Below are 25134 nucleotides of genomic sequence, written 5' to 3'. Positions count from 1 at the left end.
GAAAATCATGGTGTCCGGAGCGCCCACTCTTTCACTTGCTCCCATGGGGAGTTTGGATATACTCGGCCTCACAAAAGAAGGATGAGTCATGGGAAAAAAACACATAAAGAATCTGGAAGATCTCAAGCAGATCAAATTCAAGAAGGAAAAAGAAGACATCTATTCCCTTCCGTACAAGACAAATGCGCCTCCAGAAGAAAAAGTCAACCCCCGGAATGAGCCTGAAGACGAAGAAGTTTTCATGGCCGCCATGCGGGGGGTAAAACAAATTGAAGGAACAAGCGGGCGGCAGGTCGCACCAAAGGTCGACATCAACGCGAATAAAACCGTTTCTTCCGAAGAAGAAGCCCAAAACGATCTGCAACGATTCATGCGGGGAGACATCGAGTTTGAGCTCGAATACACGGAAGAATTCATGTACGGTTACGTACGTGGCCTTGATATCAAGATATTCCAGCAGCTCAAGTCTGGTTCACTGAGCACGGCCGGGCATATCGACCTGCACGGAATGACAACGGACCAGGCACAGGAAAACCTGCTCTTCTTCATTCGCGAAAGCTACCTTCAGGGCCATCGCTGTGTTCTGGTTGTAACAGGACGCGGAAAGAACTCGCCTGGAGGCCAGTCTGTACTGCGAACGAACATTGAAACCTGGTTGACAAAGGAGCCGCTCCGACGTGTCGTGCTCGCTTTCTGCACGGCTCAACCAAAGCATGGCGGAGCAGGTGCTATATATGTACTGCTTCGCAAGCAAAAAAAGACCCAGGGCAAGGTGCACTGGGACAAAATGATGAACTGGGAATCGTAAACCGCAACTCCCGGAAGATGAAACAACACCCCCGCCCTTTCGGACGGGGGTAATTTTTTTTATGCAGTTGCAGGCGCTACGGCCTCAGCTGCGGCGGCGTGTTCGGCACCGCCACCCATGCTGGACATATCCTTGGCCATGGCCAGCTCTTCTGCGGAGAAGATCTTGTTAATGTCGATAATAATGATGAACTGTTCGTTCTGACGCCCCATTCCCTTGATGTATTCTGCGTTGATTGCAGCACCCATCTTGGGAGCGGGTTCAATGGTGTCAGGCGTCATCTCGAAAACTTCACGCACGGAATCAACCAATGCGCCCATGATCGTGAATTCACCTTCGAATTCGATCTCGACGATAATAATACAGGTATCAACTGTATCTTCGCCCTGAGACATGCCCAGCTTCTGCCGCATGTCGACAACCGGAACAGCATGCCCGCGCAGGTTGATAACACCACGCATGAATTCAGGCGTTCTGGGAATTTTGGTAATGGAGGTCAACTCCAAGACTTCCCGTACAGTCCCGATATCAAGGGCAAAAATTTCCTTGCCCAACGTGAAAGTCAAAAATTGATTGATATCTTTCAGTGCCTCATCAACCATGACAGCCCCCCTGATTGATTTAGATTTTCAAACCATATAATGTCGAACACGATGACATCATACACTCAAAGTCGGCAACAAGTAACCCCTTTCATGCCTAACCTATAATATGTACTCACTAAAAAAAACCATTATAATTCTCCTTCTAATGAAAGAACGCGACAAAGGCCACATTTCGGAATGCCAATCCTTAAAAAAAACACCATGTTGAAATTTTTTTTCAAAAACTTATTGACATCGAAACCGGTCACAGATAGTTACTCACTTCGCGTCGGGATGTAGCGCAGCCTGGGAGCGCACTTGAATGGGGTTCAAGGGGTCGAAGGTTCAAATCCTTTCATCCCGACCAAACGATGAAGCACCCCGCTGGACCGAGTCAAACCGGTCCGGCGTTTCATCGAAAACAGACGGAATGCTGACGTAGCTCAATCGGTAGAGCGCGTCCTTGGTAAGGACGAGGTAGGCAGTTCAATCCTGCTCGTCAGCTCCATATATCAAGAAAAATCGCCTTTCATATGAAAGGCGATTTTTTTTGTTTTTTACGTTCTTTCAAACTCCCAATGCTAGCCGGACCACAGCTCCTGTCGCCAAGGAATCGCCGGTTGAAGACGACCTATTGGGCTTTCGGAAATTATTGCGCATAATCAAAACTCCAAGGGCATTATCGCAATTACAGAATAGATTTAATAGAACATTTCGCGGCATCCTGCCCTGAAGCCTCGATGATCTGCCTTCCTGTAGCTGACGACGTAACCGGCAGAGAAGATTTTGTCTTTTTCTGGATGAAGAATCAAAAGGTCAGCGACTACTTGTTAGGCTGCTTCCCCGAAAACATCATAGATAGATGGTTCTAATGAAGTAACAGAGGAGCCTCTTCTCTTGGGGGATAAATTCCAGCAATCTGAACGCCCTGCTACCCGCTGCTGTCGACAAGAGTTCCGGTGTTCTTCAAGATCAGATCTGCCAGCAACTTTTCCAGCGAATAATCAGGATCGGACGGCATGCGAGCCTGTGCTGCCTGATCCAAAAGCTGGGCCTGCCCCTGAAGACTTGTTTCCTGAGATTGAAGACTGTCCACCTTGCCGTCATAGAGCTCCATAATCGCCGACATTTCGCTCTGAAGGCTTTGAACGTACCCAAGCTGTGTTGCCCTTGTACCATCAACTCCAAGAGCGGCTCCGTCCAAATCAGACCAGTTCACCCCATTGGAAGGATCATCAACGGAATGAAATGTTATGTTGAATCCACCCGAGCCGCTGGATTGAATATACACGTTGCCGTCCGCATCAATCTGATTGGTGTCCCACTGAGAACTGTCCAGCACGGCAATACCGTTGTAATCGGCATTGGAGATGGCCCCGGTAATCTTGTCACGCAAGGCCGTGTAATCCGCCTGTACGACGGCACTGGTTCCGTCAAGCTCACCGCTGTCAATCTGATCGATAATGTCTTCCATATCATTAAGAGCGTCATTGATGGTGGCCATCTGGGTATATGCGACGCCCATCATGGCGGCAGCTTCGCCGACATTGCGTGATGCCTGCCGCGTAGTGTCGGCATCAGCACGCAAGGTGCCGCTGATAGCCTGCTCGAACGGATTAGTGAAAACAGTTGCCCTGCGCTGCTCTCCAAGCACCAGACTACGCAAATCCTGACCCACTTTCGAAGATCCAAAGAGTTGGTTGGTCAGCATGTCCTGCTGCAACAGCTGGCTTGAATAGCTGTAGATGAAATTCTTTTCGATATCGCTCAAGGCCATGGCTTCTCCCGGGCATACAGTAAACTCACCCAAAAGCGTTATCGACAGCACAAGCAATAACTTTAGGGTGTATCCACGTTTCCGAAAGACATGAAAAAAGGCCGGTTTCCACCGGCCTTCAAACAGGAACTCAAAACTCATTTATTATACGAATTCAGACATCTTGGAAAAAACGTCATGTCCCCCGTCATGGCGTCCAACTCCGAGTACGTCCTCCAATTTATCCACTTGTTTGATCATCTGATCCAAACGCTCATCAGCATTGACCAGCAACCAGATTTTACTTGTCCCCCCGCCGTTCACCGGCATACAGGCTATTCCTTCAACATTGTACGCCCTTCGGGCAAAAAGACCGCAAATGTGCGACATGACACCAGGGTGGTTGTTCACGGACAACTCGATAACAGTCTGTTTATACATCTTTTTCACCTCCAATCATTTCGGAGTTGGCAGCTCCGGGGGGGACCATGGGATATACCGGCTCATCCGGGCTTATGGGCACATGAATCAAAGAAGGTCCGGGCTCTGCCAGGGCCTCGGCCAATATGGCGGCAGGATCACTGCTTGTGCCGAGATCGTGCGCATTAATGCCGAACCCTTCAGCAATCTTCATGAAATCCACGCTTTTGGAATAATCGGATGCCGTGTACCGCTTGCCGTAGAACAAGTCCTGTTGCTGGCGGACAAGGCCCAAAGCATTATTGTTGGTCAGTATAATCTTGATCGGGATGTCATATTCCATGGCGGTCGCCAAGTCCTGAATATTCATCATGATCGATCCGTCACCACTGAAACAGATCACCGGACAATCAGGGGCAGCCAGGGCTGCTCCCAGGGCGGCAGGCATGCCAAACCCCATGGTTCCAAGCCCGCCCGATGTCAGCCATGAACGCGGCTTCTTGAATGGGTATGCCTGGGCAGTGCGCATCTGATGTTGTCCGACATCCGTACAGATAATGGCGTCTTCACCGGCCAATTCAGCTGTTTTGAGGATTACGCCATACGGGGAAGTGGTATCATCGGATGCGGGAACAATCATGGGATTGGTCGACTTGAGACCTTGCACCTCGGCATTCCACTCCAACCGCTTTTTCTCTTCGACGAGTGGAAGTAATGCACGCAGGATATCACCGACATCACCAGTAACGGACGCATGAGCCATCTTGATTTTATCCAGCTCGCTCGGATCTATGTCCATGTGAATGATCTTGGCCTGCGGACAGAACTCCGGGACCTTGCCGGTTGCACGATCGTCAAAGCGAACGCCGATGGCAATAAGCAGATCGCACTCTTCAAGGACCATGTTGGTGTATCGGGCCGCATGCATGCCGAGCATTCCCAGACACAACGGGTGCTCTGTAGACATGATGCCCAGTCCCATGAGAGTCACCGCTGAAGGGATACCCCCCTTTTCGGCCAGTGCCAGGGCCTCGGCAGAAGAATCAGACTGAATCACGCCGCCGCCCAGATACAGAATAGGCTTTTTGGCCTGATTAATCATGCTGGCGGCGCGGGCTAACTCCCCGTCTATCAACTCAGGAGTGACATCGGGCGTGCCGATTTCAGGCCAGTCATCAAACTCAAGTTCGGCCATCTGAACATCCTTGGGGATATCAACGACCACCGGCCCGGGACGACCGGATGATGCGATACGGAAGGCGGCCGGAATAACGTCCAGCAGTTCTTCAACAGATCGCACCAGAAAATTATGCTTGGTAATCGGTACACTCAGGCCATAGGTGTCGACTTCCTGAAAGGCATCCGTGCCGATCATGGATAAGGGCACCTGCCCTGTAATACAGATTATGGGAATGGAATCGAGCTTGGCATCCGCAATGGCTGTCAGGGTATTGGTGGCACCCGGACCGGAAGTCGCGAAGAAAACCGCTGGCTTGCCGCTCACTCGCGCCATGCCTTGAGCCAGGAAGCCTGCGCCCTGTTCATGGCGGGTCAAAATATGCCTGATACCATCGCTTTGCCCCAGAGCATCATACAGCGGGAGATTCGCGCCACCCGGTATACCGGCTATGGTGTCGATTCCCTGTCGCTCCAGCAGTTTGATAATGATTTCAGCTCCATTGAATTTCATGGTGAGCCTCCTGTTCTGTGTCGATCCATCCGGTGGGGTACAAAGAAAAACCCCCGCCGGTACGCACCGACGGGGGTTGAATTTAGCGTAAAAGCTATCCCGTTATGGCGCGTCCCAGCGAACACCACATACTACTACGTCTACTACGACGACTACGCTAACTACGGGTAGGCTAGCAGAAAGAAGAGAGAGGGTGTTCTGTGTACGCGACATGGGATAAATCCTTTTTGTATCTACGAATTGGAAATAATAGGAGCAATTAAAAAGGTCAAGCCTTTTCCTCATATTCCTCATACTTGCCATTTTTCATAAAGATATTATCTGATACCAACACTGAAAAAGGAGCCCCTAATGCACATACTGATCGTCCTCGCCAACCCGAATGAAACAAGCTTTAATCACGCCATTGCCAAACAGGCGGCCACCACTTTGGAACAAAATGGGCACCAAGTCACGTTGCATGACCTCTACAAGGAGGGCTTTGATCCGAATCTACCGGGCGATGAAATTCCCCGTGAAGGCACCCTCCCTGAAACCATTGCCACACAATGCAAAGAAGCCGCTGACGCAGACGGTATCATTATTGTTCACCCCAACTGGTGGGGCATGCCCCCTGCCATTCTTACCGGATGGGTCGATCGTATCATGCGTCCGGGGGTGGCCTATGATTTCGTTGAGGGAGATAAGGGAGAAGGAGTGCCTGTCGGGTTGCTCAAGGCTGACAAGGCCATAGTTTTCAACACATCAAACACATCTGCCGAACGTGAAGACACCATTTTTGGTGATCCGCTCCAACGAATCTGGAAGGACTGTATCTTTGACCTGTGTGGTGTGCCGGATGTGACCAGACGCATGTTTCGCATCATTGTGACCAGCACGGATGAAGAAAGGAAAAATTGGCTCGACGAAGTCACTGAAATCGTCGAAATCAACTTCCCAAAAGCATGACAACCAAGACGTTAACCGACTGTATATAGAGCGATCATTCTCTGATCACTCATAGTTACAGCTTGTCGACAACGACCCAAAAGGCCGCGGCCCCGACAAAAAGACGAACCGCATGGCCAATATGAAAGTGGTAGCCCCAATCAAGGCCGAACATGGCTGCAAGGGCAACGACATATCCGACAATGATGAGTTTTCTCCAGATGTTCAAACGCAACAAATTCATACTTGATCTCCAAAAAAAAGGGTTACGGACAGAACCGTAACCCTTTTGTTTTTCACTCACAACACTCTATTGAATCGGTCCCTTTTTCTTGGAGAGAGGCCCAACCTGAGCAGACACCTTTTTCTTGGCCGGAGCCTTCTTGGCAGCGGGCTTCTTCTTGTCTTTTTCATCCTTGCCATAGGCCATGAGCTGATCCACCAGCTGCTGGAGTTTGGTATCCACCAACTGATTGATTGATCCCTTGGGGTAGGATCCATTCTTTCCACGCACACCGGCTTTGACGCCAGTCAGAATCTCAATCCCCTGATCAATCGTCTTGACTGCCCAGATGGTAAAAGAACCGTCCTTGACCGCCTCGATAACTTCATCACGGAGCATCAGGTCCTTGATGTTGGCTTCTGGAATCATGACGCCCTGCTTTCCGGTCAGCCCAGCATGCTTGCAAACCAGGAAAAATCCTTCGATCTTTTGATTCACTCCGCCAATGGGCTGCACCTCACCGTTCTGGTTCACAGAACCGGTGACGGCGATATACTGACGTAAAGGCTTCCCAGACAGACTGGACAACAACGCGTACAACTCCGTCGAAGAAGCCGAGTCACCGTCTATGCCGCCATAGGACTGCTCAAACGCGATGCTGGCAGCCAACGAGAGGGGCTTGTTCTGAGCAAAACGGTTGCGCAGAAAGCCGGACAGAATAAGCATCCCCTTGTTGTGGGTAGGCCCGGACATATCGGCCTCTCGCTCAATATTAATGATGCCTTCCTTTCCCAAGGATGTAACAGCGGTGATTCGGGAAGGCTTGCCAAAAGCATAGTCCCCCATGGAGTACACAGCCAACCCATTAACCTGCCCTACGACTTCACCATCCGTATCAACGAACAGGCTTCCACGATCAATCATTTCCTGAATACGTTCTTCAATCTGATTGGAACGATAGATCTTGGCATTGATGGCTTCCTTGACATGTTCCCCCTTGACGACCTTGGACTTGGCCTGAGAAGCAAAATAATCTGCTTCGGCCAACAAATCGCTCATGACCGGGAAGGCCGTGGATATCTTCTCCTGGCGCCCTGTCCAACGGACCGCTTCTTCCATGACAGCCGTTACAGCGCTGGCATCAAACGGCTTCAGATTATCACTGTCCACCTCGGCTTTGATAAACCTCGCCACCTGAAACACGGAGTCATCGTCAAGGTTCATACATGATTCAAAGTCCGCACGAACCTTGAATATTTTGGGCACATCTTCATCGTAATTCTTGAGAATCATATACAGATACGGACTGCCCAACACGACCACTTTCACTTCCATGTCAATGGGTTCCGGCTTCAGACCGGTGGCACTGATAAAATAGTAAGGGTCAAAGGTTTCGATCTCGATTTGTTCAATCTTGAGGCCGCGCTTCAACGTCTGCCAAACCCCCGGCTCCATGATGGCGTCCATGAGGTTGATCACAAGATATCCGCCATTGGCTTTGATAAACGACCCGGCCTTGATTTTGGTATAATCGGTATGCCAGCCGCCATTGCGATCCATGACCCGTTCAATTGAACCAAACAGATTGCGATAGGTCGGATAGGATTCTACGATAATCGGCGGCCCGCCATTGTCGGAGTTATCCACAAGCAGATTCACCTGATATGCCTGAAAAACAATCTCGGCTGGCGGCCCACCCGGCATAATCATGCCGGGAATCGGTCCTTGCTGGGGAGGTGCTCCCAAGGACTTGATAGCGTCCAGATCCTTGCTCATGTTCTTCAGGATCGCATCCAGATACTTCAACACCTTTTCATCAGGGTACGTCTCTCGAAGCGGCTTGATGAAATCCTCTGCCAATGCCGTGAACATGAGGCGATCAACCTCATGGTATTTTTCGCTGACATCTTTCTGTAGCGCCTTGAGATCCTGGACTATTTGATCAATTTCTTCTTTCAATTCAAAACGCTTGTCGCGCAGGCGCTCAAATTCTTCGGAAGGAAACCGCCCCTTGTCGACCAGCTCTTCAAGCTCAATCATACGCTTGGGTTCACCATCCACCAACGGGACCACGTCAGGGCGTTGTATGGTCCCCATCTGCATGCGAACCACGACCAGGCCGGTATCCTTTACCTGGGCTTCAATGGCCTGATAAAAACTCATGACCTTCTTTTCATGCGCTTCGGAAATCTGATTTTTTCGATTGATATACTCTTCACTTTCAAAAAGCAGTGGAGCTTCACGCGCCACGGTATCAAGAAAGGCTTGTATATCCTTTTTGAACCGGCTGCCCTCGCCCGGCTTGAACCGAAGCATTATTGGGGCCTCAGGCTGTTTGAAATTGTTTACATAGCAAAGGTCACTGGGAGTCTCTGTCTTGTCAGCCGTTTCACCAAGAAGCTTCTCGACCGCTGCCAATCTGCCTGTACCAGGCTCTCCGGTCACAAAGATATTGTATCCACGCTTGTGCATGCCCATGCCGAAACGAAAGGCTTCAACGCCCCGCTTCTGGCCAATAATATCCAATTGTGGTTCCAGGTCATCGGTGGTCTTGAACGAGAGTTGCTTGGGCTGAAGAGACCACTTCAGCGATTCCACGGGAATTTCGAGTGAGGAATTCTTCTTGACCATAACGTATCTCCGTTGGGTTACTTCCTGGATATCTCAACTTTTTGACCGGACTGTTTCGGGCACTTAGGCAGATGTACCTCCAACACTCCGTCCTTGAAATTGGCCTGAACTTCATCCGTACGGATAATGCACGGCAGTCTGATTTCCTTTCTGAACTGGTGCATTCTACTCTGAGCCGAACCATTGTCGACAACGACTGCAGAAATGATAAGTCGTCGATCCAGAACGGAAACCTGAACATCTTCAGGGTTTATGGTCCCCAATTCCAATTTGACGACCAGAATGTCATCCTTTTGTTGCAGATCAAGATCTCCGGTTATGCGACACGTCATAAGCGGCAGATCAAAGTCTGAACACAAATCGTCAAAGAGCCTATCCATATCACCGCGTATACGTGATATTTCTGCTCGGCGCCATTTTTTCAGCTTATCCATACCACATCTCCTTCTACACATATTTCAAACAAATTTTAATACATATAAACAAATAAGTGTAAAGATGATATCATACAACAAGAAAAAACAACAAGGGGGCTGACGATACTCGCCAAGCCCCCTTTTCAATCAAATAAGGTACTGTAAAACAGTCTATCTAGAGATTCCTGAACAAATTTGATGCAGCGAGAATAATAAAACCGGTGGCGACCAACCAAAACGGCCTGACGATATCTTCAAGAGCCGGGATGGACATAACGTCAATTTGAATAAGAATGCCAAGTACGCCAATGATGACACCGATAATCCAGGTGATCAGTTGCGGGGGGCTGAGGTTCATGAGGAAACCCTCCAGAGGGATTGAGTATGATTGTTAGCTAGTCAGAATTCTTGACAAAATCTTCGGCTTCTTTTTCCGGAAGCGGCCTTGAATACAGATAGCCCTGACCGTAATCGCATTGCAGGGAATAAAGCAAGTCCCTTTGGCGCTCGGTTTCGATACCCTCTGCCACCACACGTAGACGCAAAGAATGAGCCATGTTCACGATGGCCCGGATGATTTCTATATTCTCGGGCGCCTTTTCCATTCGCTGGACAAAGCTCAAGTCGATCTTGAGCTGGTCCGTAGGAAATTTCTGGAGATAACTCATGGAAGAATAGCCGGTGCCGAAGTCATCAATCGACAACATAACCCCTAGACTTTTCAGGAAATTCAACTGATTAACCGACTTCATGGCATCGAGCATGACGACTGTTTCGGTGATCTCCAATTTTAGATTGTCCGAAGGCAACCCGGACCGTTGCAGGATATCTTCCACCTCAGTGGGAAGAGAGGATTCGGCAAACTGTTTGGCAGAGATATTGACCGCGACAGTCAGATTATTCGCAATCGGATACTTTTCACGCCACTGGTTCATGGTCGTACAGGCTTGTTCCAGAATTTGAGAACCAAGCTCGACAATCAATCCCGTATCTTCGGCCACGGGAATGAACTCACCGGGATTAACCATGCCGCGTTCAGGATGAATCCACCGGGCCAGAGCCTCAAAACCATAGAGAGTTCCATCAGCCAAATTGACAATTGGTTGATAGTAAGCCTGAAACTCCCTGGCCTTGAGGGCCCGTTTCAAATCATTCTCAACCGCTAGAACATTGACAATGCCTTCACGCATTTTCTGCTCATAAGCTACAATGCGATTCTTCCCATCCTCTTTGGCCTTGTTCATGGCTACCTGAGCGTTGTGAACGATATCCTCGGTGTCCATGTCGCCATTCAAGGCGATTTCATATCCTATGCTGGCAGAAACAGAAAATGTAATGTCATCAATCACAAAGGCCTTCCCGAACATGGCATGAACCGTCTCAACAAGCCTATAGGCATCAGACTTCTTTGCTAACCCTTCAAGCAATACGCCGTATTCATCTCCGCCAAAACGAGCAACGGTATCCGTCGGTCGCACTATACGCTTAAGCGCGTTGCCTACTTCGATCACCAACTTGTCACCCACACTGTGACCATAGTGATCATTCACCGCCTGGAATCTGTCCAAATTTATATATAAAACAGCATAATACTCTTTGGCTCTGGTTGAGCGCTCGGTAGCCTGACTCAACCTGTCCAGAAACAGAACACGGTTGGGCAACCCTGTCAGCAGATCATGGAGAGCAGTGTGTTCCAGTTGCCTTTCCATGCGTTTGCGATTGGTGATATCGCGCACACTGGTTCGCACACCAAGCGGCGCGCCGTGTTTGTCTGAAATGCAATGCTTTGCCAGACTCACCCAGCGGGTTTTTGAACTCTGATGATATATTCTGAATTCCAAACTCTCTTCACCGCTGACGGTATCGTCTTCCATGAAACTGACCCACCCCGGCAAATCGTCACGATAAATAATCTTTTGCAAGAGGTTGGGTTCTTCTAAAAAACGTGCCGGAGGATATCCACTTATACGCTCGCAAGACGGTGATATATATATCAGCTTTCCATCACCATCTATCCAGCTTTCCCAATCATAGATATAATCGGCTACCATGCGATACCGTTGCTCCGAGGCTTCCAAGGCTGCCTTGGAGGCTTCCAATTCTGCAACGGTGGTTTCCAACCGATGACTGGCCTTTTCAAGAGAACGCTTTTTGCGATGGAGTTCGGCAAATATACTGACTTTACTTCTGAGTATTTCCGGCTCGACAGGCTTGAACAGATAATCCACAGCGCCAATTTCATACCCACGAAAAACGTGACGCTGTTCCTTGCTGATGGCAGTAATGAAAATTATGGGGATTGTTTTGGTTGCTTCAGAACTCCGCAACTCTTCCGCAAGAGTGAACCCATCCATACCTGGCATCATGACATCAAGTAGGGCCACGGCGTAATCATGCTCAGCAAAGGTTTTCAGAGCCTCGGGGCCCGAAGAAGCCTGAACGAGATTGATATCATGACCCTTGAGTATGCCTTCAACCAACTTGAGGTTGATTCGTTCGTCATCTACAATTAGAACATCAACTATATCAATCATTTCGCCCCTTACAACCCTTTCACAACAATAATGCCACCAGCTGGACGTACCATACCTCAAATGGAGATGAAATGGTGTTATAAATATTCAATTTACATGATTGATTCACTACTATACTGCCGACTCATAATGGTGCAACCTGAAATTTGACATCTTTGCACAAAAAAATATAGACCCTGCCACAAAAAATGGATGAGGATATCTTATGTCAGACAAAATCGAGAAGTTCAAACAAACCCTGGATGAGTGCCATGACTGGCCGTGTCCATACATTTACAAATTCATTGTCCCCACGGAAAATCTACAACTGCTTGTCGCCCTTTTTCCCAAGGAAGAACTCCAGACACGCGAATCAAAGACCGGAAAATACACCAGCGTAACCATGACATCGACCATGTGTTCTTCACATGAAGTCATGGCTGTTTATGAAAAAGCCTCACAGGTGCCCGGCCTCATGTCTCTGTAAAACCTATACCTTCCTCCTTTTTCTCAGTTGGAACCTTTACAGACTATGCAGGAATACTTACTTTATCCATTCTGCAGAACTCTCTGCCTGTATCAACGTAACAAGAAGACTCTTCGCAATACCTGGAGAATACTATGTGGGAATATACGGACAAAGTTAAAGATCATTTCTTAAGCCCCCGAAATGTCGGTAAAATGGAAGACGCGGACGGCATCGGCGAAGTTGGTTCGCTCGCCTGTGGCGACGCCCTCACCTTGTATATCAAGGTGGATGACAACAATATCATCACGGACGCAACCTTCCAGACATTCGGGTGTGCCAGTGCCATCGCATCCAGCTCGGCATTGACCGAGTTGCTCATCGGCAAAAGCGTGGATGAAGCCGAAAAGCTGACCAACAAGGACATTGCCGATTACCTTGGCGGACTGCCTCGCGAAAAAATGCACTGCTCCGTCATGGGCCAGGAAGCACTGGAACAAGCGATCAAAAACATGCGCGGCGAAGCCGGTACCAAAGCCGAACATTCCCACGAAGGCGAGTTGATCTGCGAATGTTTCGGAGTGTTCGACGAGGAGATCCTCCGTGCAATCAAGGAAAATGACCTGCAAACCGTCGAAGATATTACCAACTTCACCAAAGCTGGTGGAGGTTGCGGCAAGTGTCTGGACGATCTGCAAAGACTTCTGGGTGAGGCTCACGGCGAACAAGCTGTTTGCACCACGCCATCTGCTCAGGCGGCATTTCCTGCCGAGGGCATGACAAACATTCAGCGTATCCACCTCATAGGCGAGGTCGTCAATGACCATATACGCCCTGCCCTGCAGGCAGACGGGGGCGATATCCAGCTTGTGGATGTCAACGGCCAGGTCGTCTCTGTACGATTCCAGGGAATGTGCTCCGGCTGTCCATCAAGCAAGGCCACCCTGCATAATCTGGTCGAGGCCAAACTGAAAGAAATGGTCGATCCCGGCCTGAAGGTCCAGGAGGCATAGCATGGACACAATTTACCTGGACAATAATGCCACCACGCAGGTGGATCCTGAAGTCTTTGAAGCCATGCAACCGTTCTTCACTGAACTGTACGGCAACCCTTCATCCATGCATCGCTTCGGCGGGCAGGTCGGCGTCAAGATCAAGGAGGCCCGCGCTTCTGTTGCCGCCATTCTGAACTGCCAACCGGATGAAATCATCTTTACCTCCTGCGGCTCTGAATCTGACAATACGGCCATCAGATCCGCCCTGAACGCCCAGCCGGAAAAGAAACATATCATCACAACCGCAATAGAACATCCGGCTATCCTGAGCTTCTGCAAGTTCCTGGAAAAAAAGGAAGGCTACGAAGTAACCTATCTTGGCACCGATGAACACGGCAGGCTGGATATCGAAGAGTACAAGGCCGCTATCCGCCCGGACACGGCGATTGTTTCTGTCATGTGGGCCAACAATGAGACAGGCAATATTTATCCCATTGAAGAAATGGCGCAGATCGCCAAAGACAACGATGTGATCTTTCACACCGATGCAGTACAGGCGGTAGGCAAGATACCCATTGATCTGGAAAAAATCCCCGTGGACATGCTCTCACTCTCCGGTCACAAGCTCCACGCTCCCAAAGGGGTAGGCGCGCTTTATGTCCGTAAACGACTGCCCTTTCGGCCATTCCTTATCGGGGGACACCAGGAGCGCAGCCGCCGGGCCGGAACCGAGAACACCACAGGCATCATCGCCCTGGGCAAGGCATGCCAGCTCGCCCAGCAAAATATGGAAGACGAAAACACCGTTGTCCGCGCCCTGCGAGACAAGCTTGAAGAGGGCCTGTTGGCCGCTGTCCCTGACTCCATCCTCAACGGCGATAAAGACAATCGCCTGCCGAATACATCCAATATTTCTTTTGGTTATGTCGAAGGTGAGGCCATCTTGCTGATGATGGATCAGTTCGGAATTGCAGCCAGCTCCGGCTCCGCGTGCACCTCTGGCTCTTTGGAACCCTCTCATGTCCTGAGAGCGATGGACGTACCGTTCACCTTTGCTCATGGCTCCATACGGTTCAGCTTGAGTCGATTCAACACGGAAGCCGAAATCGATGTCGTACTTGAAAACCTGCCTCCCATCATCAGCAATCTACGCAAGATGTCACCATTTTCTGCCGACAAAAATGGCCTGGGCGCATAATCACAACAAACAGGGGAGAAACCGATGAAAATAGCTCAAGACATGACAGAACTCGTCGGGAAGACCCCACTGGTTCGCTTGAATGAGCTTTCCAAAGGACTGAACGCCACACTGGTTGCCAAGCTGGAATTCAACAACCCCTGTGGTTCAGTCAAGGATCGTATTGCCAAAAACATGATCGAAAGCGCCCTTGCCTCCGGCGTCATCAACCAGGACACTGTTCTGGTTGAACCGACCAGTGGCAACACAGGCATAGGTCTCGCCTTTGTCTGCGCCGTAAAAGGGCTGAGCCTTATCCTGACAATGCCCGAAAGCATGAGTATCGAACGACGCAAACTCCTCAAGGGGTTTGGCGCAAAACTGGTACTGACACCTGCTTCTGAAGGCATGAAAGGAGCCATAGAAAAAGCTAAAGTGATTGTTGAAGAAACAGATAATGCTCATATACTTCAGCAGTTTGAAAATACAGATAACCCTGCAGCTCATCGAAAAACCACTGCCAGCGAAATTTGGGAAGACACTGATGGCGAGGTTGATATTTTCGTGGCGGGCGTCGGAACCGGAGGCTCAATCACCGGTGTCGGCGAAGTCCTCAAGGAAAAGAATCCCGAGATTTCAATAGTCGCTGTAGAGCCTGAAGCCTCACCGGTTTTGTCTGGTGGCGCTCCCGGCCCTCACATGATCCAGGGCATTGGCGCGGGCTTCATCCCCGGTGTTCTGAACACCGACGTCATTGATGAGGTCGTTCAAATGGCGAATGAGAAAGCCATGGAAACAGCCAAAAAAATGATCATGAAAGAAGGCATCTTGTGCGGAATTTCTTCCGGAGCCAATTGCGCTGCCGCCCTTGAATTGGCAAAACGTCCGGAAAACGCCGGCAAGATGATCGTTTTCATTGTCTGCGACACCGGCGAACGGTACTTGAGCACCCCTCTCTTTGAATAAGGACAGAGTAATGACAAACGGTGAATACACCCTCCCCGATGTGGTGGCCCTGCTGGTGGAATCCGGCGAACACGGCCCCGCGTCCCATCGGTATATGGTCGACGCCCCCATGCCGTCAGTGGAAACCCTCTCCGAGATCGTTGAAGATCTCCGCAGCGTGTTGTTTCCCGGGTATCATGGTCCGTCCAAGATCACGCCTGAGACAATGCCCTATTACATAGGCTCCACACTGGATCGGCTCACGCGCAAACTGAGTGATCAGATCAACCGTGGGTACTGCTTTGTCTGTGAATCCACAGACACGGACCGATGTCATAACTGTGAAGAACGCGCCAAATGTATCGCAAAGAAATTCATAACCAAACTGCCCATGATCAGACAGTATCTGCTGGGCGATGTCGAAGCAGCCTATGATGGTGACCCTGCTGCCAAGACGCATGGCGAAACCGTATTCTGTTACCCGTCTATCAGGGCGTTGACCAACCATCGGATTGCCCATGAACTCTACCTGTTGGGTGTGGATATCATCCCTCGCATCATTGGAGAAATGGCCCATTCAGACACCGGGATAGACATTCATCCCGGCGCGACCATAGGCAAAAACTTCTTCATTGATCACGGCACGGGTACCGTTGTTGGTGAGACAACGATTATTGGTGATAATGTCCGCATTTATCAGGGTGTTACACTAGGTGCCAAGAGCTTCCCCAAAGGAGACGACGAGCGACTTATCAAGGGATTGCCGCGGCACCCCATTGTTGAAGACGATGTCACCATCTACTCGGGAGCGACCATCCTGGGCCGAGTGACCATCGGCAAGAAAGCCGTCATCGGCGGTAACGTCTGGATAACACGCGATGTCCCTGCCGGAGCACAGATCGTCCAATCCAGAGCCATGCAGCAATCATTTGAAAACGGCGGCGGCATCTAGCTACAATTTGGCACAAAAAAAGGGGCGTGATGCATATGCATCACGCCCCTTTTCTGTTTGTAATCACTATTTATTTTCCAGATCCTTGACCAAATCGGCAAGACTCTGCCCTGAAGGTGTCTTGGCATTGGGATCAATGGACAGCACTTCTTTCCAGATCTTTAACGCAGAAGCCGGATCATTCAGATCATGCAGATAAATGATCCCCATATTGAAACGAGACGTAACGTGCGCCTTGTCCAATGACGCTGCATGCGCAAAGGCATCAACCGATTTCTTGAACTGCTTGGTACGACGATACATGACCCCGAGGTCCGACCAGACATTCACCTGCATGGGAGACAACTCCAATGCACGCTCATACGCAGTCACAGCTTTGGCAGGCAGATTGTGATCAAAGCAGAAATTACCTAGGGCAACCCATTTTGCGGCGTTGGTTGGATCGTCCATGGCCTCCCTTTCAATGTTGGCCAATGCCACGGGATCGGCGTCATGCTGATCAGGAGCACTCTGTTGCTGCGGCGGCACAGGCTGCGACAAATTCGCACGCTCCTGTTGTTGCCCGATATACAACATTGTGATGGTATTGCCCACAAAAGCTCCTACCAGCAAAGCAAGCAGAACAAAGAGAACACATGATGACTTTTTCACATATTGTTCTTTTATCTCAGATAGTTCTCGTTCTTTTTCATGAATACCCATATACGCTCCTTATTCAAAGATGTAATAAAGTAGACCTGCTTGGTCGAATATGAACAAATCATGTTTCCACCAGAGTGTAAACAATGTGCAAGCATACGTAAAATCGGTGCAATGCTTGACTTCCAAGCAACGTTATACCAAGCTACGCCGACTCTTTTGAACACCAACTTTCATCTAAAGAAATATACGGATTCCGGAGGATAAAGAAACACATGAGCGACTACAAAAAGACCCTGCTCCTGCCAAAAACGAAATTTCCCATGAAGGCCAATCTCAAACAACGCGAGCCTGAAACGCTCAAGTTCTGGGAAGAAACCAAGGCTTACGACGAGATGGTTGCCGCTGGTGATGCAGAGAACGAATACGTTCTCCATGATGGCCCTCCCTACGCAAACGGCCATATTCACATGGGCACGGCGCTCAACAAGGTCCTCAAGGATATCGTGGTCAAGTCTCGCAACATGCAGGGACAAAAAGCGCAGTACGTCCCGGGCTGGGACTGTCATGGCCTGCCCATCGAACACAAGGTGGAACAGGAGCTCAAGAAAAAGGACAAGGAACTCGACACCTTGACCATCCGTAAAATCTGTCGTTCCTACGCAGCCAAGTGGCTAGACACCCAACGCAAGGAATTCAAACGCCTGGGCGTACTCGGTGTATGGGACGATCCCTATATGACAATGAAGCCCGAATACGAAGCAGCCACCGCCCGCGAACTGGGGCACTTCATGGAACGTGAGGGCGTCGTTCGTGGCAAGAAGCCCATCTATTGGTGCTGTGACTGCCGCACTGCCCTGGCCGAAGCCGAGGTGGAATACGAGGATCACACCTCCCCCTCTATTTATGTCCGCTTCCCCTTGGCTGACGAAAATTTCAAGAAAATTGCCAACGTCGATGTTTCCAAGCTCTTTATCCTCATCTGGACCACCACTCCCTGGACCATTCCGGACAATATGGGCGTGGCTGTTCATCCCAACTTCGACTACGTGCTGGTTGAAGCCGCCGGCAACCTGTATGTGCTGGCGGAAGGATTGCTCGAAGAATGCACCGGCAGGTTCGGCTGGGACACCCCCAAGGTGCTCGCCACCTTCAGTGGCGCAGAGTTGGAGGGCTTGAAGGCCAAGCACCCCATATACGACCGCGTTTCACAGGTGGTACTGGCCGACTACGTCACCCTCGAGACAGGCACCGGCTGTGTCCATACCGCTCCGGGCCATGGACGTGAAGACTTTGAAACCGGCCTCAAGTACGGTCTTGAAGTATACTCCCCCATGAATGATCGTGGTGAATTCCTTGAGGAAGTCGAACATTTTGCAGGTCTGAACGTCTGGGATGCCAACCCCAAGGTCATCGAAAAGCTGACTGAAGTCGGCAACCTCATGGCTTCCGAAGACATCACCCACTCCTACCCCCACTGCTGGCGCTGCAAGGAGCCTGTCATCTTCCGCGCCACCACCCAATGGTTCGTGGGCATGGATGAAAACGATCTGCGCTCGCGCTCGCTCAACGCCATACGTAATGAAGTCGAATGGGTCCCGTCCTGGGGTGAAGAACGTATTTACAACATGGTTGCCAACCGCCCTGACTGGTGTATCTCCCGTCAGCGCAACTGGGGCGTCCCCATCTCTGCACTGATCTGCGAAGATTGCGACGAGACATGGTTCGACCACCAGTGGGTATACGACCTATGCGACAAGTATGCCGCACATGAGACAGGCTGTGACTATTGGTTCGAAGCCCCGCTTGAGGACATCGTCCCCGAGGGGCTGACTTGCAAGAAGTGCGGTGGCACTCATTGGAAACGTGAAACCGACATTCTGGACGTCTGGTTCGATTCAGGAACCAGCTTTGCTGCCGTTGTCGAACAGCGCAATGAGACCCGATTCCCCGCTGATCTCTACCTGGAAGGCTCTGACCAGCACCGCGGCTGGTTCCATTCCTCTCTGCTCGCCTCTGTGGGCACACGGGAAGTACCGCCCTACAAGACGGTCCTGACGCACGGATACGTGGTGGACTCCGAAGGTCGCAAGATGTCCAAATCCATCGGCAATGTCATCGCGCCTCAGGAGATCATAGACAAATATGGAGCCGAGATCCTGCGCATGTGGGTGTCAGCCTCCAACTACCAGGAAGATATCCGTATCTCCGATGAGACGCTGAACAGGCTTGTGGACGCCTACCGCCGCATCCGCAACACCTGCCGTTACCTGCTGTCCAACCTGAATGATTTCGACCCCAAGAACAAAGTGGATGTAGCCGACATGCCGCCTCTGGACCGCTATGCTCTGGACATGGTCGCCCGTCATCATGAAGCCATTCAGAAAGCCTACACGAAATTCGAATTCCATAAGGTTTACCACACATTGCACAATCTGTGTGTCGTCGACCTGTCCGCGTTCTATCTTGATATCCTCAAGGACCGACTCTACGTCGAGGAAGAAAACGGCCTCAAGCGTCGTTCTGCACAGACCGTGCTCTGGCAGATTCTGCTTATGCTGTTACAGGACATGGCTCCTATCCTCTCCTTCACCGCAGAGGAAGCATTCCAGAACCTCCCCGAGGCCATCAAGGCTGCCCTGCCTCAGGACAAGACAGTGTTCGCACTCCGCTTTACTCCAGATGCAACGGACATGAGCGACGAAGAACGCACCCGCTGGGAATCGCTGGTTACCATCCGTGGTGAAGTCAACAAAGCCATTGAGCCCAAACGCAAAGATCGCGTCATAGGCAAATCCCTCGACGCACAGGTCACCCTGTTTGCCCCTGAAGAAATACAGAAGCTGGTTGCCTCCGACGACATCGCCCCGAAGGAGTTCTTCATCGTCTCCAAGTTGGTCCTTGACGACACGGACAAGGCTCCTGCTGACGCATTCCAGGCGGAAGAACTGGAAAGCATCAAAATAAGCGTTGAGCCGGCCACTGGAGAAAAATGTGAACGGTGCTGGCGCATCTGCGAAGACCTCGGGACCGACCCGGCTTACCCCGATGCCTGTCCCCGTTGCACTGCGGTCCTGAAAACCCTGGGGTAACGAATCAATGAACCGGTATACACTGGCATCTCTCTGGGCGGTGGCTACCATTGCCCTTGACCAGATCACCAAGTTGACTGTGTTCAATGTAATGGAAGTCTGGACAGGCAAAGAGGTCATTCCCGGCCTTTTCAACCTGGTGCATGTACTCAACAAGGGTGCTGCGTGGGGCTTTCTTGACGATGAAAAAATCAATTGGCAACGCCCCATGTTCGTTGCGGTCTCCCTGGTGGCCATCGTCGTCATCGGGTACATGCTCAGGTCCGTAAAGGATAACGACGCATGGATGATTTCCGGCCTGGGCATGATCGCCGGAGGCGCTGTCGGTAATGCCATTGATCGTATCTGGCTCGGTTCTGTTATCGACTTTTTAGACTTTTATGTGGGCACCTATCATTGGCCCGCCTTTAATATCGCAGACTGTGCATTAACCGTGGGGGCCGGATGTGTCCTCCTGTCCATGTTCTTCAGTCGCAAAACGGCTCAGGAATAATCCAGCCGTAAAAGGAGAGTTTATGTTTGCGGATTTTTCAGCTCTGTCCACGACAGGATGGGCACTCATCCTTGTCCTGGTCGGCTGTTGCTTTTCATACAGCGTCTGGGCAATATTGGATGTCTGGAAACGAACGTTCGCATCAGCCAGTGAGAAAAGTCTTTGGATGCAGATTTGTATTTTCATTCCCATTTTCGGAGCAACCGCCTACCTTTTCATAGGCAGAAATAGAGGGAGCAAAATTCAATGAAGAAAATAGTTCAAAAGTTCATACCAGTATTAGCTATCATCACCTTATGTGCTTTGGCTGGCTGCGCCACCAGAAATGAAGTCGAAGCCATGCAGGGACAACGACAACAAGACCTGCACAGGGTCAAACAGCTTGAAAGCGAATTGGAAGAATCCAAGATGCTTCTCAAAGAGGAAATAGAAAAATCCAACTCCCCTATCCGGGAGCGATCTGCTGACATGTGGGCTGACATACAGGCCATACGCAGCGAACTTGCTCAGATCCATGGGCAGTTGGATGACATGAGTTTACGGATGGACACCCAGCTGGGTACGGCCGAGTCTGGCGTGACCATGGACGCTCTCAAAAAACAAGTGGACGACCTGTCCTTTGCCATTGAAAACGAACTCCAGGTTGATCTGGACAAGTCCAAGAATGAACGCGCAGCCCTGCAACCCGCCACTCCGACGACGCAGAATGGTGCGGCAACGGCCACGCCTGCCGTGGTTCCTGCTGGCTCCACAACAGAGCAGACAGCTCAAGCAACGCCTCCGGCAGACGCCGATCCGGCCCAGGCTCTCTATAACAAGGCGTATACCTTATACAAGGAAGGCAAATACGAAAAGGCACGTTCCTACTGGGCCGAGTTCACCGATACGTTCAAAAAGCACTCCTTCACTCCCAGCGCCGTCTTCTGGCAGGGACAGTGTTACTACAAACTCAAGGACTACGCCCGCGCGGTCATTCTGTTTGAAGACGTCATTGAAAAGTACCAAAAAAGCTCGAAGTACAAGGCAGCCCTGCTTAAGTCCGGGTACTCATGGGGCTACATGAAAAAGCCCGAACTGGCGAAGATGCGTTTGCAGGAAGTCGTCAAGAAGTTCCCCAAGTCTGTTGAAGCCACTCAGGCAAAGCGGACTCTCGACAAGATGAAATAATTGCGATCATCCCTACTATGCCATATACATCAATCAGGATGTCCTAATGAAAGAAATAATCAAAGGTTTCAGAAAAATAGTCTATCTCTCCTTCCCTCCGGAAGTCTCCGGCAGGCCGGTTGTGTGCAATCTCCTCCGCAACTACGATTTGAGCTTCAATATTCTCAAAGCGGATATTAGCCCACGCCATGAAGGTACCATGACTCTGGAACTCTCAGGCCTGGAAGAAGAATTCCATCGGGGAATCGGATACCTCAAGGAAAACGGTGTCAGGATCACCCCTGTCGCCCACAAAATATTCAGAAACGAAGAGTCATGCATCCACTGTGGCGTATGCACTGCCATGTGTCCGACTGATGCCCTGACTCTCGAGAAATCAGACAAGACCATTATCTTTGACGTGGACAAATGTTCGGCTTGCGGCATGTGCACACGAATCTGTCCGGTCAAAGCAATGACTCTCGATCTGGATGAAAACAACAGGCAATAAACTGCCCGGGGTCCATTATGAGTGAAGAAAAGCGATCATTCTCACGCATTCCTGTCAGGCTCAAAGCCAATGCCAGGCTTATGCACTCCATTGACTCTCCCCAGCTCTTCACCGGTGCCAATGTGGATACCACCACATCCCGCAAGGAGCTTTTCAAAAAGAGCAAGCTACCCAATGAGGTGACCTCCTTTCTGATCGATATGGACCGAAAGCTGGACCAGGTAATCGGTCTGTTGAGCAAGGATTACATACAGACCGATTTTCCCATTGAAATAGAGGTAGTGGAAATATCGGGTGCCGGTATACGGTTCCGCTCCTCCGAAACATTCGAATCGGAGGCTCCTCTAGAAATAATCCTCACTCTCAACCAGGTTCCGCTGACCATGGCCGGCACGAAAGGTCGTATTTTGGAGCGTGAAAAAGATACGGGGCTGTACCGTTTCGAATTCGTGGATATGCGCGGTTCGGACATGGAAACCATCGTTCAATTTGTCTTCAAGCAGCAACGCGAACAAATCCGCAATTCAAAAATATAGTCACGCCCCAGGAGCCCAGATATGACCAGCAATGATGAATTGGTACAAGAACTGATGAACGAGGTCTCCGAACAGCTCGTCACGAGCCTGAAGGATGCCATCACCAAATCAGTTGAACGGGAAATCGCCAAGAACCTTTCCACGGCACTGCTGGAAGGAGAATTCTACCGCCGGGTCAATGAGGACCTCCAGGGTGGGCTGAAGCAAATCTACCAGGAAGTCAAAGCCGCTCGCGGCGGCAAGGAAATTCGCAAAATCCAAGCCGATATTGATCCCGAAGAATTCTTCTCGGAAACGTCCGACCAACTCGACGCCGTATTGCAGACTACTGAAAAAGCGGCTGTTGAGATTATCGATATCGTCGAGAAACTCCAGGAACTCCAAGGGTCGGTCGCATCCATAGTCAAAGGGTTCGAGTCTGGTGGCGTGACCAAGTCCAACCGCGAAAAGCTCAAATCCATTAACGACACCCTCGGCATGGATTTGTCCAATATCATGATCTCCCTCAGCTTCCAGGACCTTACCGGTCAACGCATCAAAAAAATCATCAACTCAATCCGTCAGATCGAACAGATCGTCAGAGAGGTCATGCTCTCCACGGGTCTGATGATCCAACAGCGCGAGGTTGAGCCTGAGAAGGACTTTGAGGCCCTTTCCAAGGATGCCAAGGACCAGGCCAGCTCAAAGCTTATGGGCCCCACTGAGGACTCAAATCAGGGTGATGTGGACGACCTGCTCGCCTCACTTGGGCTGGACTAATCCTCTCCCCTCTCCACGACAATAAACGAACAGGGCCGTACCAGAAATCTGGTACGGCCCTGTTCGTTTATTAATTGAGGCTGCCGGCTGCCGAGAACCTGCATCAGGTAAGCAGGACCAACCCGGCCAAACCGAGCAGGAAAAAGAATCCCATGGAGTCGGTTATGGTTGTCAGAAAAATACTCGAAGCCTGAGCGGGGTCACGCCCCAACTCCTTGAGTAACAACGGGATTGAGGCTCCGGCAAAAGCTCCGAGAACCATATCCACTCCTAACGCACCACACATAACCAAAGCCAACCCCAACTTACCCGTCACCGCGAACGCTGCACAAAAGACCAGTGACGAGATGATAAGACCATTGAGCAAGCCTATACGCAGTTCGCGCAGCACGGCCAGCCACGCCCGTTTTCTGTCAAAACGTTCCATGGCCAACTGACGGATCATGACGGCCAGCGCTTGCTGTCCAGTATTACCGGCCTGGTTGGCAACAACCGGCATGAGTACGGCAAGTACGGCCATTTGAGTTATGTTGCCTTCGAAAAGGTGCACGACCCACGCAGAAATAGCGGAAAAAATTACGTTGATGATGAGCCAGGGAAGACGCATGCGCACAGAGTACAGCCACGGAGAATCCGTGGTTTCGTCTGCACCGGCACCAACCATGGCCTGCATATCCTCGGAAGCCTCTTCGTGAATAATGTCGATGACATCGTCAACAGTGACAACACCAAGAAGCCGGTTCCCGAAATCAACAACAGGGAGCGCAAGCAGATTATAGTGAGCAATGAGGTGGGCGACTTCTTCCTTGTCAATATTGTAACCGACGGTCACGAGGTTCTGCGTCTTGACGAGTTCCTTGAGAATCACGCCACGTTTCGCAAGAAGAATATCGCGTAAGGAGACAACCCCAACCAGTCGATCTTTTTTGTCCGTGAGGTAGGCATAATAAGGAATTTCCTTATCCTCTACCTCTTCACGGATCTTGGACACTGCCTGATCGGCATTGAGGTCCTGATCGAGGATGACCACCTCGGTGTTCATGACACCGCCGGCGGTATCGGGGTCAAATGTCAGCAGCGTTTTGAGTTCGGCCCTGTCTTCAGCGTCAATGCGACTCAAGAGGGATTTCTGCAGGTCATCCTGAAGACCATCAAGAAGGTCTGTGGCGTCATCGGGACGCATCTGCTCAAGGATACGAGCAGCCAATCCCCGATTCAGGTTCGTGATGAGCTCCTGCTGATCCAGGTCTTCCATCTCCGCAATGGATTTGGCAGCATCCTTGATAGGAAGCTGCTTGATGAATTTTACCTGATCAATAATATCCAGCCCTTCAATAGTATCAGCCGCATCAGCCGGATGCTGTGCTTCGATCTCTGCCAGGGTCGGAGTATCGTTGTCATCGCCCGTGAAAGGGGCTCTTTCCTCTTTAACACTCATGGGCAAAACCCCTAGCC

25 protein-coding genes and 2 tRNA genes are annotated in these 25134 nt (G+C 50.6%); 16 read left to right on the top strand and 11 right to left on the bottom strand.

Going from position 1 to position 25134, the window contains the following annotated elements; translation table 11 throughout:
* The first annotated feature begins 88 nt into the window (after positions 1-88).
* Entirely contained in the window at positions 89-808 is a 720-nt protein-coding gene (locus SRBAKS_RS01735; protein WP_229592978.1) for a Smr/MutS family protein, read from the top strand.
* Positions 809-867: 59 nt separating this feature from the next.
* Here the strand turns inward: SRBAKS_RS01735 and SRBAKS_RS01730 are convergent, their stop codons facing one another.
* Positions 868-1410 (bottom strand): chemotaxis protein CheW, encoded by a 543-nt coding sequence (locus tag SRBAKS_RS01730; protein ID WP_229592976.1) that lies wholly within the window; start codon positions 1408-1410, stop codon positions 868-870.
* Positions 1411-1682: 272 nt separating this feature from the next.
* Between SRBAKS_RS01730 and SRBAKS_RS01725 the strand changes: the two genes are divergently transcribed.
* Positions 1683-1759, top strand: a tRNA-Pro gene (locus tag SRBAKS_RS01725).
* A 65-nt stretch (positions 1760-1824) separates the two neighbouring features.
* Positions 1825-1900 (top strand) — tRNA-Thr (locus SRBAKS_RS01720).
* Positions 1901-2323: 423 nt separating this feature from the next.
* On the opposite strand, the gene SRBAKS_RS01715 is transcribed toward SRBAKS_RS01720, so the two are convergent.
* From SRBAKS_RS01715 to ilvB, 3 genes are all read right to left on the bottom strand, one after another.
* A complete protein-coding gene (locus SRBAKS_RS01715; protein WP_229592973.1) occupies positions 2324-3169 on the bottom strand; it encodes a flagellin in 846 nt (281 codons plus the stop codon).
* Positions 3170-3313: 144 nt separating this feature from the next.
* Complete coding sequence (gene ilvN, locus SRBAKS_RS01710) at positions 3314-3589, bottom strand: acetolactate synthase small subunit (RefSeq protein WP_229592970.1); 276 nt, start codon at positions 3587-3589, stop codon at positions 3314-3316.
* The gene (ilvB, locus tag SRBAKS_RS01705) at positions 3582-5258 is read right to left on the bottom strand and encodes an acetolactate synthase large subunit (protein ID WP_229592968.1); all 1677 of its coding nucleotides are present in this window, start codon (positions 5256-5258) and stop codon (positions 3582-3584) included. Before ilvB ends, ilvN begins: the two co-directional genes overlap by 8 nt.
* 351 nt (positions 5259-5609) lie before the next feature.
* Between ilvB and SRBAKS_RS01700 the strand changes: the two genes are divergently transcribed.
* On the top strand, positions 5610-6206 hold the full coding sequence (locus tag SRBAKS_RS01700) for an NAD(P)H-dependent oxidoreductase (protein WP_229592966.1): 597 nt from the start codon (positions 5610-5612) through the stop codon (positions 6204-6206).
* Positions 6207-6261: 55 nt separating this feature from the next.
* On the opposite strand, the gene SRBAKS_RS01695 is transcribed toward SRBAKS_RS01700, so the two are convergent.
* From SRBAKS_RS01695 to SRBAKS_RS01675, 5 genes are all read right to left on the bottom strand, one after another.
* Positions 6262-6429 (bottom strand): hypothetical protein, encoded by a 168-nt coding sequence (locus SRBAKS_RS01695; protein WP_229592964.1) that lies wholly within the window; start codon positions 6427-6429, stop codon positions 6262-6264.
* Between the two features lie 66 nt (positions 6430-6495).
* Entirely contained in the window at positions 6496-9039 is a 2544-nt protein-coding gene (locus SRBAKS_RS01690) for a Lon protease family protein (protein WP_229592962.1), read from the bottom strand.
* A 17-nt stretch (positions 9040-9056) separates the two neighbouring features.
* Positions 9057-9473 carry an Hsp20/alpha crystallin family protein gene (locus SRBAKS_RS01685; RefSeq protein WP_229592960.1) on the bottom strand — a complete coding sequence of 139 codons (417 nt, stop codon included), beginning with the start codon at positions 9471-9473 and terminating at the stop codon, positions 9057-9059.
* A gap of 157 nt (positions 9474-9630) precedes the next feature.
* Entirely contained in the window at positions 9631-9813 is a 183-nt protein-coding gene (locus tag SRBAKS_RS01680) for a hypothetical protein (protein ID WP_229592958.1), read from the bottom strand.
* A 37-nt stretch (positions 9814-9850) separates the two neighbouring features.
* Entirely contained in the window at positions 9851-11989 is a 2139-nt protein-coding gene (locus SRBAKS_RS01675; RefSeq protein WP_229592956.1) for a two-component system response regulator, read from the bottom strand.
* A gap of 205 nt (positions 11990-12194) precedes the next feature.
* Between SRBAKS_RS01675 and SRBAKS_RS01670 the strand changes: the two genes are divergently transcribed.
* From SRBAKS_RS01670 to epsC, 5 genes are all read left to right on the top strand, one after another.
* Positions 12195-12455, top strand: a complete 261-nt coding sequence (locus SRBAKS_RS01670; protein WP_229592954.1) for a DUF493 family protein — start codon at positions 12195-12197, stop codon at positions 12453-12455.
* A gap of 134 nt (positions 12456-12589) precedes the next feature.
* On the top strand, positions 12590-13447 hold the full coding sequence (nifU, locus tag SRBAKS_RS01665) for a Fe-S cluster assembly protein NifU (RefSeq protein WP_229592952.1): 858 nt from the start codon (positions 12590-12592) through the stop codon (positions 13445-13447).
* Between the two features lies 1 nt (position 13448).
* Positions 13449-14627, top strand: coding sequence for a cysteine desulfurase NifS (nifS, locus tag SRBAKS_RS01660; protein ID WP_229592949.1), 1179 nt, complete (start codon positions 13449-13451; stop codon positions 14625-14627).
* 24 nt (positions 14628-14651) lie between these two features.
* The gene (cysK, locus tag SRBAKS_RS01655; RefSeq protein WP_229592947.1) at positions 14652-15572 is read left to right on the top strand and encodes a cysteine synthase A; all 921 of its coding nucleotides are present in this window, start codon (positions 14652-14654) and stop codon (positions 15570-15572) included.
* 10 nt (positions 15573-15582) lie between these two features.
* The gene (epsC, locus tag SRBAKS_RS01650; protein ID WP_229592945.1) at positions 15583-16503 is read left to right on the top strand and encodes a serine O-acetyltransferase EpsC; all 921 of its coding nucleotides are present in this window, start codon (positions 15583-15585) and stop codon (positions 16501-16503) included.
* Positions 16504-16569: 66 nt separating this feature from the next.
* On the opposite strand, the gene SRBAKS_RS01645 is transcribed toward epsC, so the two are convergent.
* Positions 16570-17205, bottom strand: coding sequence for a tetratricopeptide repeat protein (locus SRBAKS_RS01645; protein WP_229592943.1), 636 nt, complete (start codon positions 17203-17205; stop codon positions 16570-16572).
* Positions 17206-17417: 212 nt separating this feature from the next.
* Here SRBAKS_RS01645 and ileS point away from each other — a divergent pair, with 212 nt between their 5' ends.
* The 7 genes from ileS to SRBAKS_RS01610 are packed head-to-tail and all read left to right on the top strand — an operon-like array spanning position 17418 to position 23679.
* Positions 17418-20234, top strand: a complete 2817-nt coding sequence (gene ileS, locus SRBAKS_RS01640; protein WP_229592941.1) for an isoleucine--tRNA ligase — start codon at positions 17418-17420, stop codon at positions 20232-20234.
* A 7-nt stretch (positions 20235-20241) separates the two neighbouring features.
* Entirely contained in the window at positions 20242-20727 is a 486-nt protein-coding gene (lspA, locus tag SRBAKS_RS01635; RefSeq protein ID WP_229592939.1) for a signal peptidase II, read from the top strand.
* 22 nt (positions 20728-20749) lie between these two features.
* Positions 20750-20977, top strand: coding sequence for a PLD nuclease N-terminal domain-containing protein (locus SRBAKS_RS01630; protein WP_229592937.1), 228 nt, complete (start codon positions 20750-20752; stop codon positions 20975-20977).
* The gene (locus tag SRBAKS_RS01625) at positions 20974-21894 is read left to right on the top strand and encodes a tetratricopeptide repeat protein (RefSeq protein WP_229592935.1); all 921 of its coding nucleotides are present in this window, start codon (positions 20974-20976) and stop codon (positions 21892-21894) included. Before SRBAKS_RS01630 ends, SRBAKS_RS01625 begins: the two co-directional genes overlap by 4 nt.
* Positions 21895-21940: 46 nt before the next feature.
* A complete protein-coding gene (locus SRBAKS_RS01620; RefSeq protein WP_229592933.1) occupies positions 21941-22384 on the top strand; it encodes an NIL domain-containing protein in 444 nt (147 codons plus the stop codon).
* 17 nt (positions 22385-22401) lie between these two features.
* Entirely contained in the window at positions 22402-22920 is a 519-nt protein-coding gene (locus SRBAKS_RS01615; RefSeq protein WP_229592931.1) for a PilZ domain-containing protein, read from the top strand.
* A 21-nt stretch (positions 22921-22941) separates the two neighbouring features.
* Positions 22942-23679 carry a protein phosphatase CheZ gene (locus SRBAKS_RS01610; RefSeq protein ID WP_229592929.1) on the top strand — a complete coding sequence of 246 codons (738 nt, stop codon included), beginning with the start codon at positions 22942-22944 and terminating at the stop codon, positions 23677-23679.
* Positions 23680-23782: 103 nt separating this feature from the next.
* Here the strand turns inward: SRBAKS_RS01610 and mgtE are convergent, their stop codons facing one another.
* On the bottom strand, positions 23783-25117 hold the full coding sequence (mgtE, locus tag SRBAKS_RS01605; protein WP_229592928.1) for a magnesium transporter: 1335 nt from the start codon (positions 25115-25117) through the stop codon (positions 23783-23785).
* Between the last annotated feature and the right edge of the window lie 17 nt (positions 25118-25134).

The organism is Pseudodesulfovibrio sediminis, from assembly GCF_020886695.1.
Taxonomy (GTDB): domain Bacteria; phylum Desulfobacterota; class Desulfovibrionia; order Desulfovibrionales; family Desulfovibrionaceae; genus Pseudodesulfovibrio; species Pseudodesulfovibrio sediminis.
This window is presented reverse-complemented; position numbering and strand designations above follow the sequence as displayed.

Coding starts and splice junctions, on each gene's coding strand:
- nifS (WP_229592949.1), top strand. CDS start 13,449: ATGGACACAATTTACCTGGACAATAATGCCACCACGCAGGTGGATCCT.
- cysK (WP_229592947.1), top strand. CDS start 14,652: ATGAAAATAGCTCAAGACATGACAGAACTCGTCGGGAAGACCCCACTG.
- lspA (WP_229592939.1), top strand. CDS start 20,242: ATGAACCGGTATACACTGGCATCTCTCTGGGCGGTGGCTACCATTGCC.
- SRBAKS_RS01680 (WP_229592958.1), bottom strand. CDS start 9,813: ATGAACCTCAGCCCCCCGCAACTGATCACCTGGATTATCGGTGTCATC.
- SRBAKS_RS01645 (WP_229592943.1), bottom strand. CDS start 17,205: ATGGGTATTCATGAAAAAGAACGAGAACTATCTGAGATAAAAGAACAA.
- SRBAKS_RS01695 (WP_229592964.1), bottom strand. CDS start 6,429: ATGAATTTGTTGCGTTTGAACATCTGGAGAAAACTCATCATTGTCGGA.
- nifU (WP_229592952.1), top strand. CDS start 12,590: ATGTGGGAATATACGGACAAAGTTAAAGATCATTTCTTAAGCCCCCGA.
- SRBAKS_RS01620 (WP_229592933.1), top strand. CDS start 21,941: ATGAAAGAAATAATCAAAGGTTTCAGAAAAATAGTCTATCTCTCCTTC.
- mgtE (WP_229592928.1), bottom strand. CDS start 25,117: ATGAGTGTTAAAGAGGAAAGAGCCCCTTTCACGGGCGATGACAACGAT.
- SRBAKS_RS01615 (WP_229592931.1), top strand. CDS start 22,402: ATGAGTGAAGAAAAGCGATCATTCTCACGCATTCCTGTCAGGCTCAAA.
- SRBAKS_RS01670 (WP_229592954.1), top strand. CDS start 12,195: ATGTCAGACAAAATCGAGAAGTTCAAACAAACCCTGGATGAGTGCCAT.
- SRBAKS_RS01610 (WP_229592929.1), top strand. CDS start 22,942: ATGACCAGCAATGATGAATTGGTACAAGAACTGATGAACGAGGTCTCC.
- SRBAKS_RS01685 (WP_229592960.1), bottom strand. CDS start 9,473: ATGGATAAGCTGAAAAAATGGCGCCGAGCAGAAATATCACGTATACGC.
- ilvN (WP_229592970.1), bottom strand. CDS start 3,589: ATGTATAAACAGACTGTTATCGAGTTGTCCGTGAACAACCACCCTGGT.
- SRBAKS_RS01625 (WP_229592935.1), top strand. CDS start 20,974: ATGAAGAAAATAGTTCAAAAGTTCATACCAGTATTAGCTATCATCACC.
- SRBAKS_RS01715 (WP_229592973.1), bottom strand. CDS start 3,169: ATGGCCTTGAGCGATATCGAAAAGAATTTCATCTACAGCTATTCAAGC.
- SRBAKS_RS01730 (WP_229592976.1), bottom strand. CDS start 1,410: ATGGTTGATGAGGCACTGAAAGATATCAATCAATTTTTGACTTTCACG.
- SRBAKS_RS01690 (WP_229592962.1), bottom strand. CDS start 9,039: ATGGTCAAGAAGAATTCCTCACTCGAAATTCCCGTGGAATCGCTGAAG.
- SRBAKS_RS01700 (WP_229592966.1), top strand. CDS start 5,610: ATGCACATACTGATCGTCCTCGCCAACCCGAATGAAACAAGCTTTAAT.
- ilvB (WP_229592968.1), bottom strand. CDS start 5,258: ATGAAATTCAATGGAGCTGAAATCATTATCAAACTGCTGGAGCGACAG.
- epsC (WP_229592945.1), top strand. CDS start 15,583: ATGACAAACGGTGAATACACCCTCCCCGATGTGGTGGCCCTGCTGGTG.
- SRBAKS_RS01735 (WP_229592978.1), top strand. CDS start 89: ATGGGAAAAAAACACATAAAGAATCTGGAAGATCTCAAGCAGATCAAA.
- ileS (WP_229592941.1), top strand. CDS start 17,418: ATGAGCGACTACAAAAAGACCCTGCTCCTGCCAAAAACGAAATTTCCC.
- SRBAKS_RS01630 (WP_229592937.1), top strand. CDS start 20,750: ATGTTTGCGGATTTTTCAGCTCTGTCCACGACAGGATGGGCACTCATC.
- SRBAKS_RS01675 (WP_229592956.1), bottom strand. CDS start 11,989: ATGATTGATATAGTTGATGTTCTAATTGTAGATGACGAACGAATCAAC.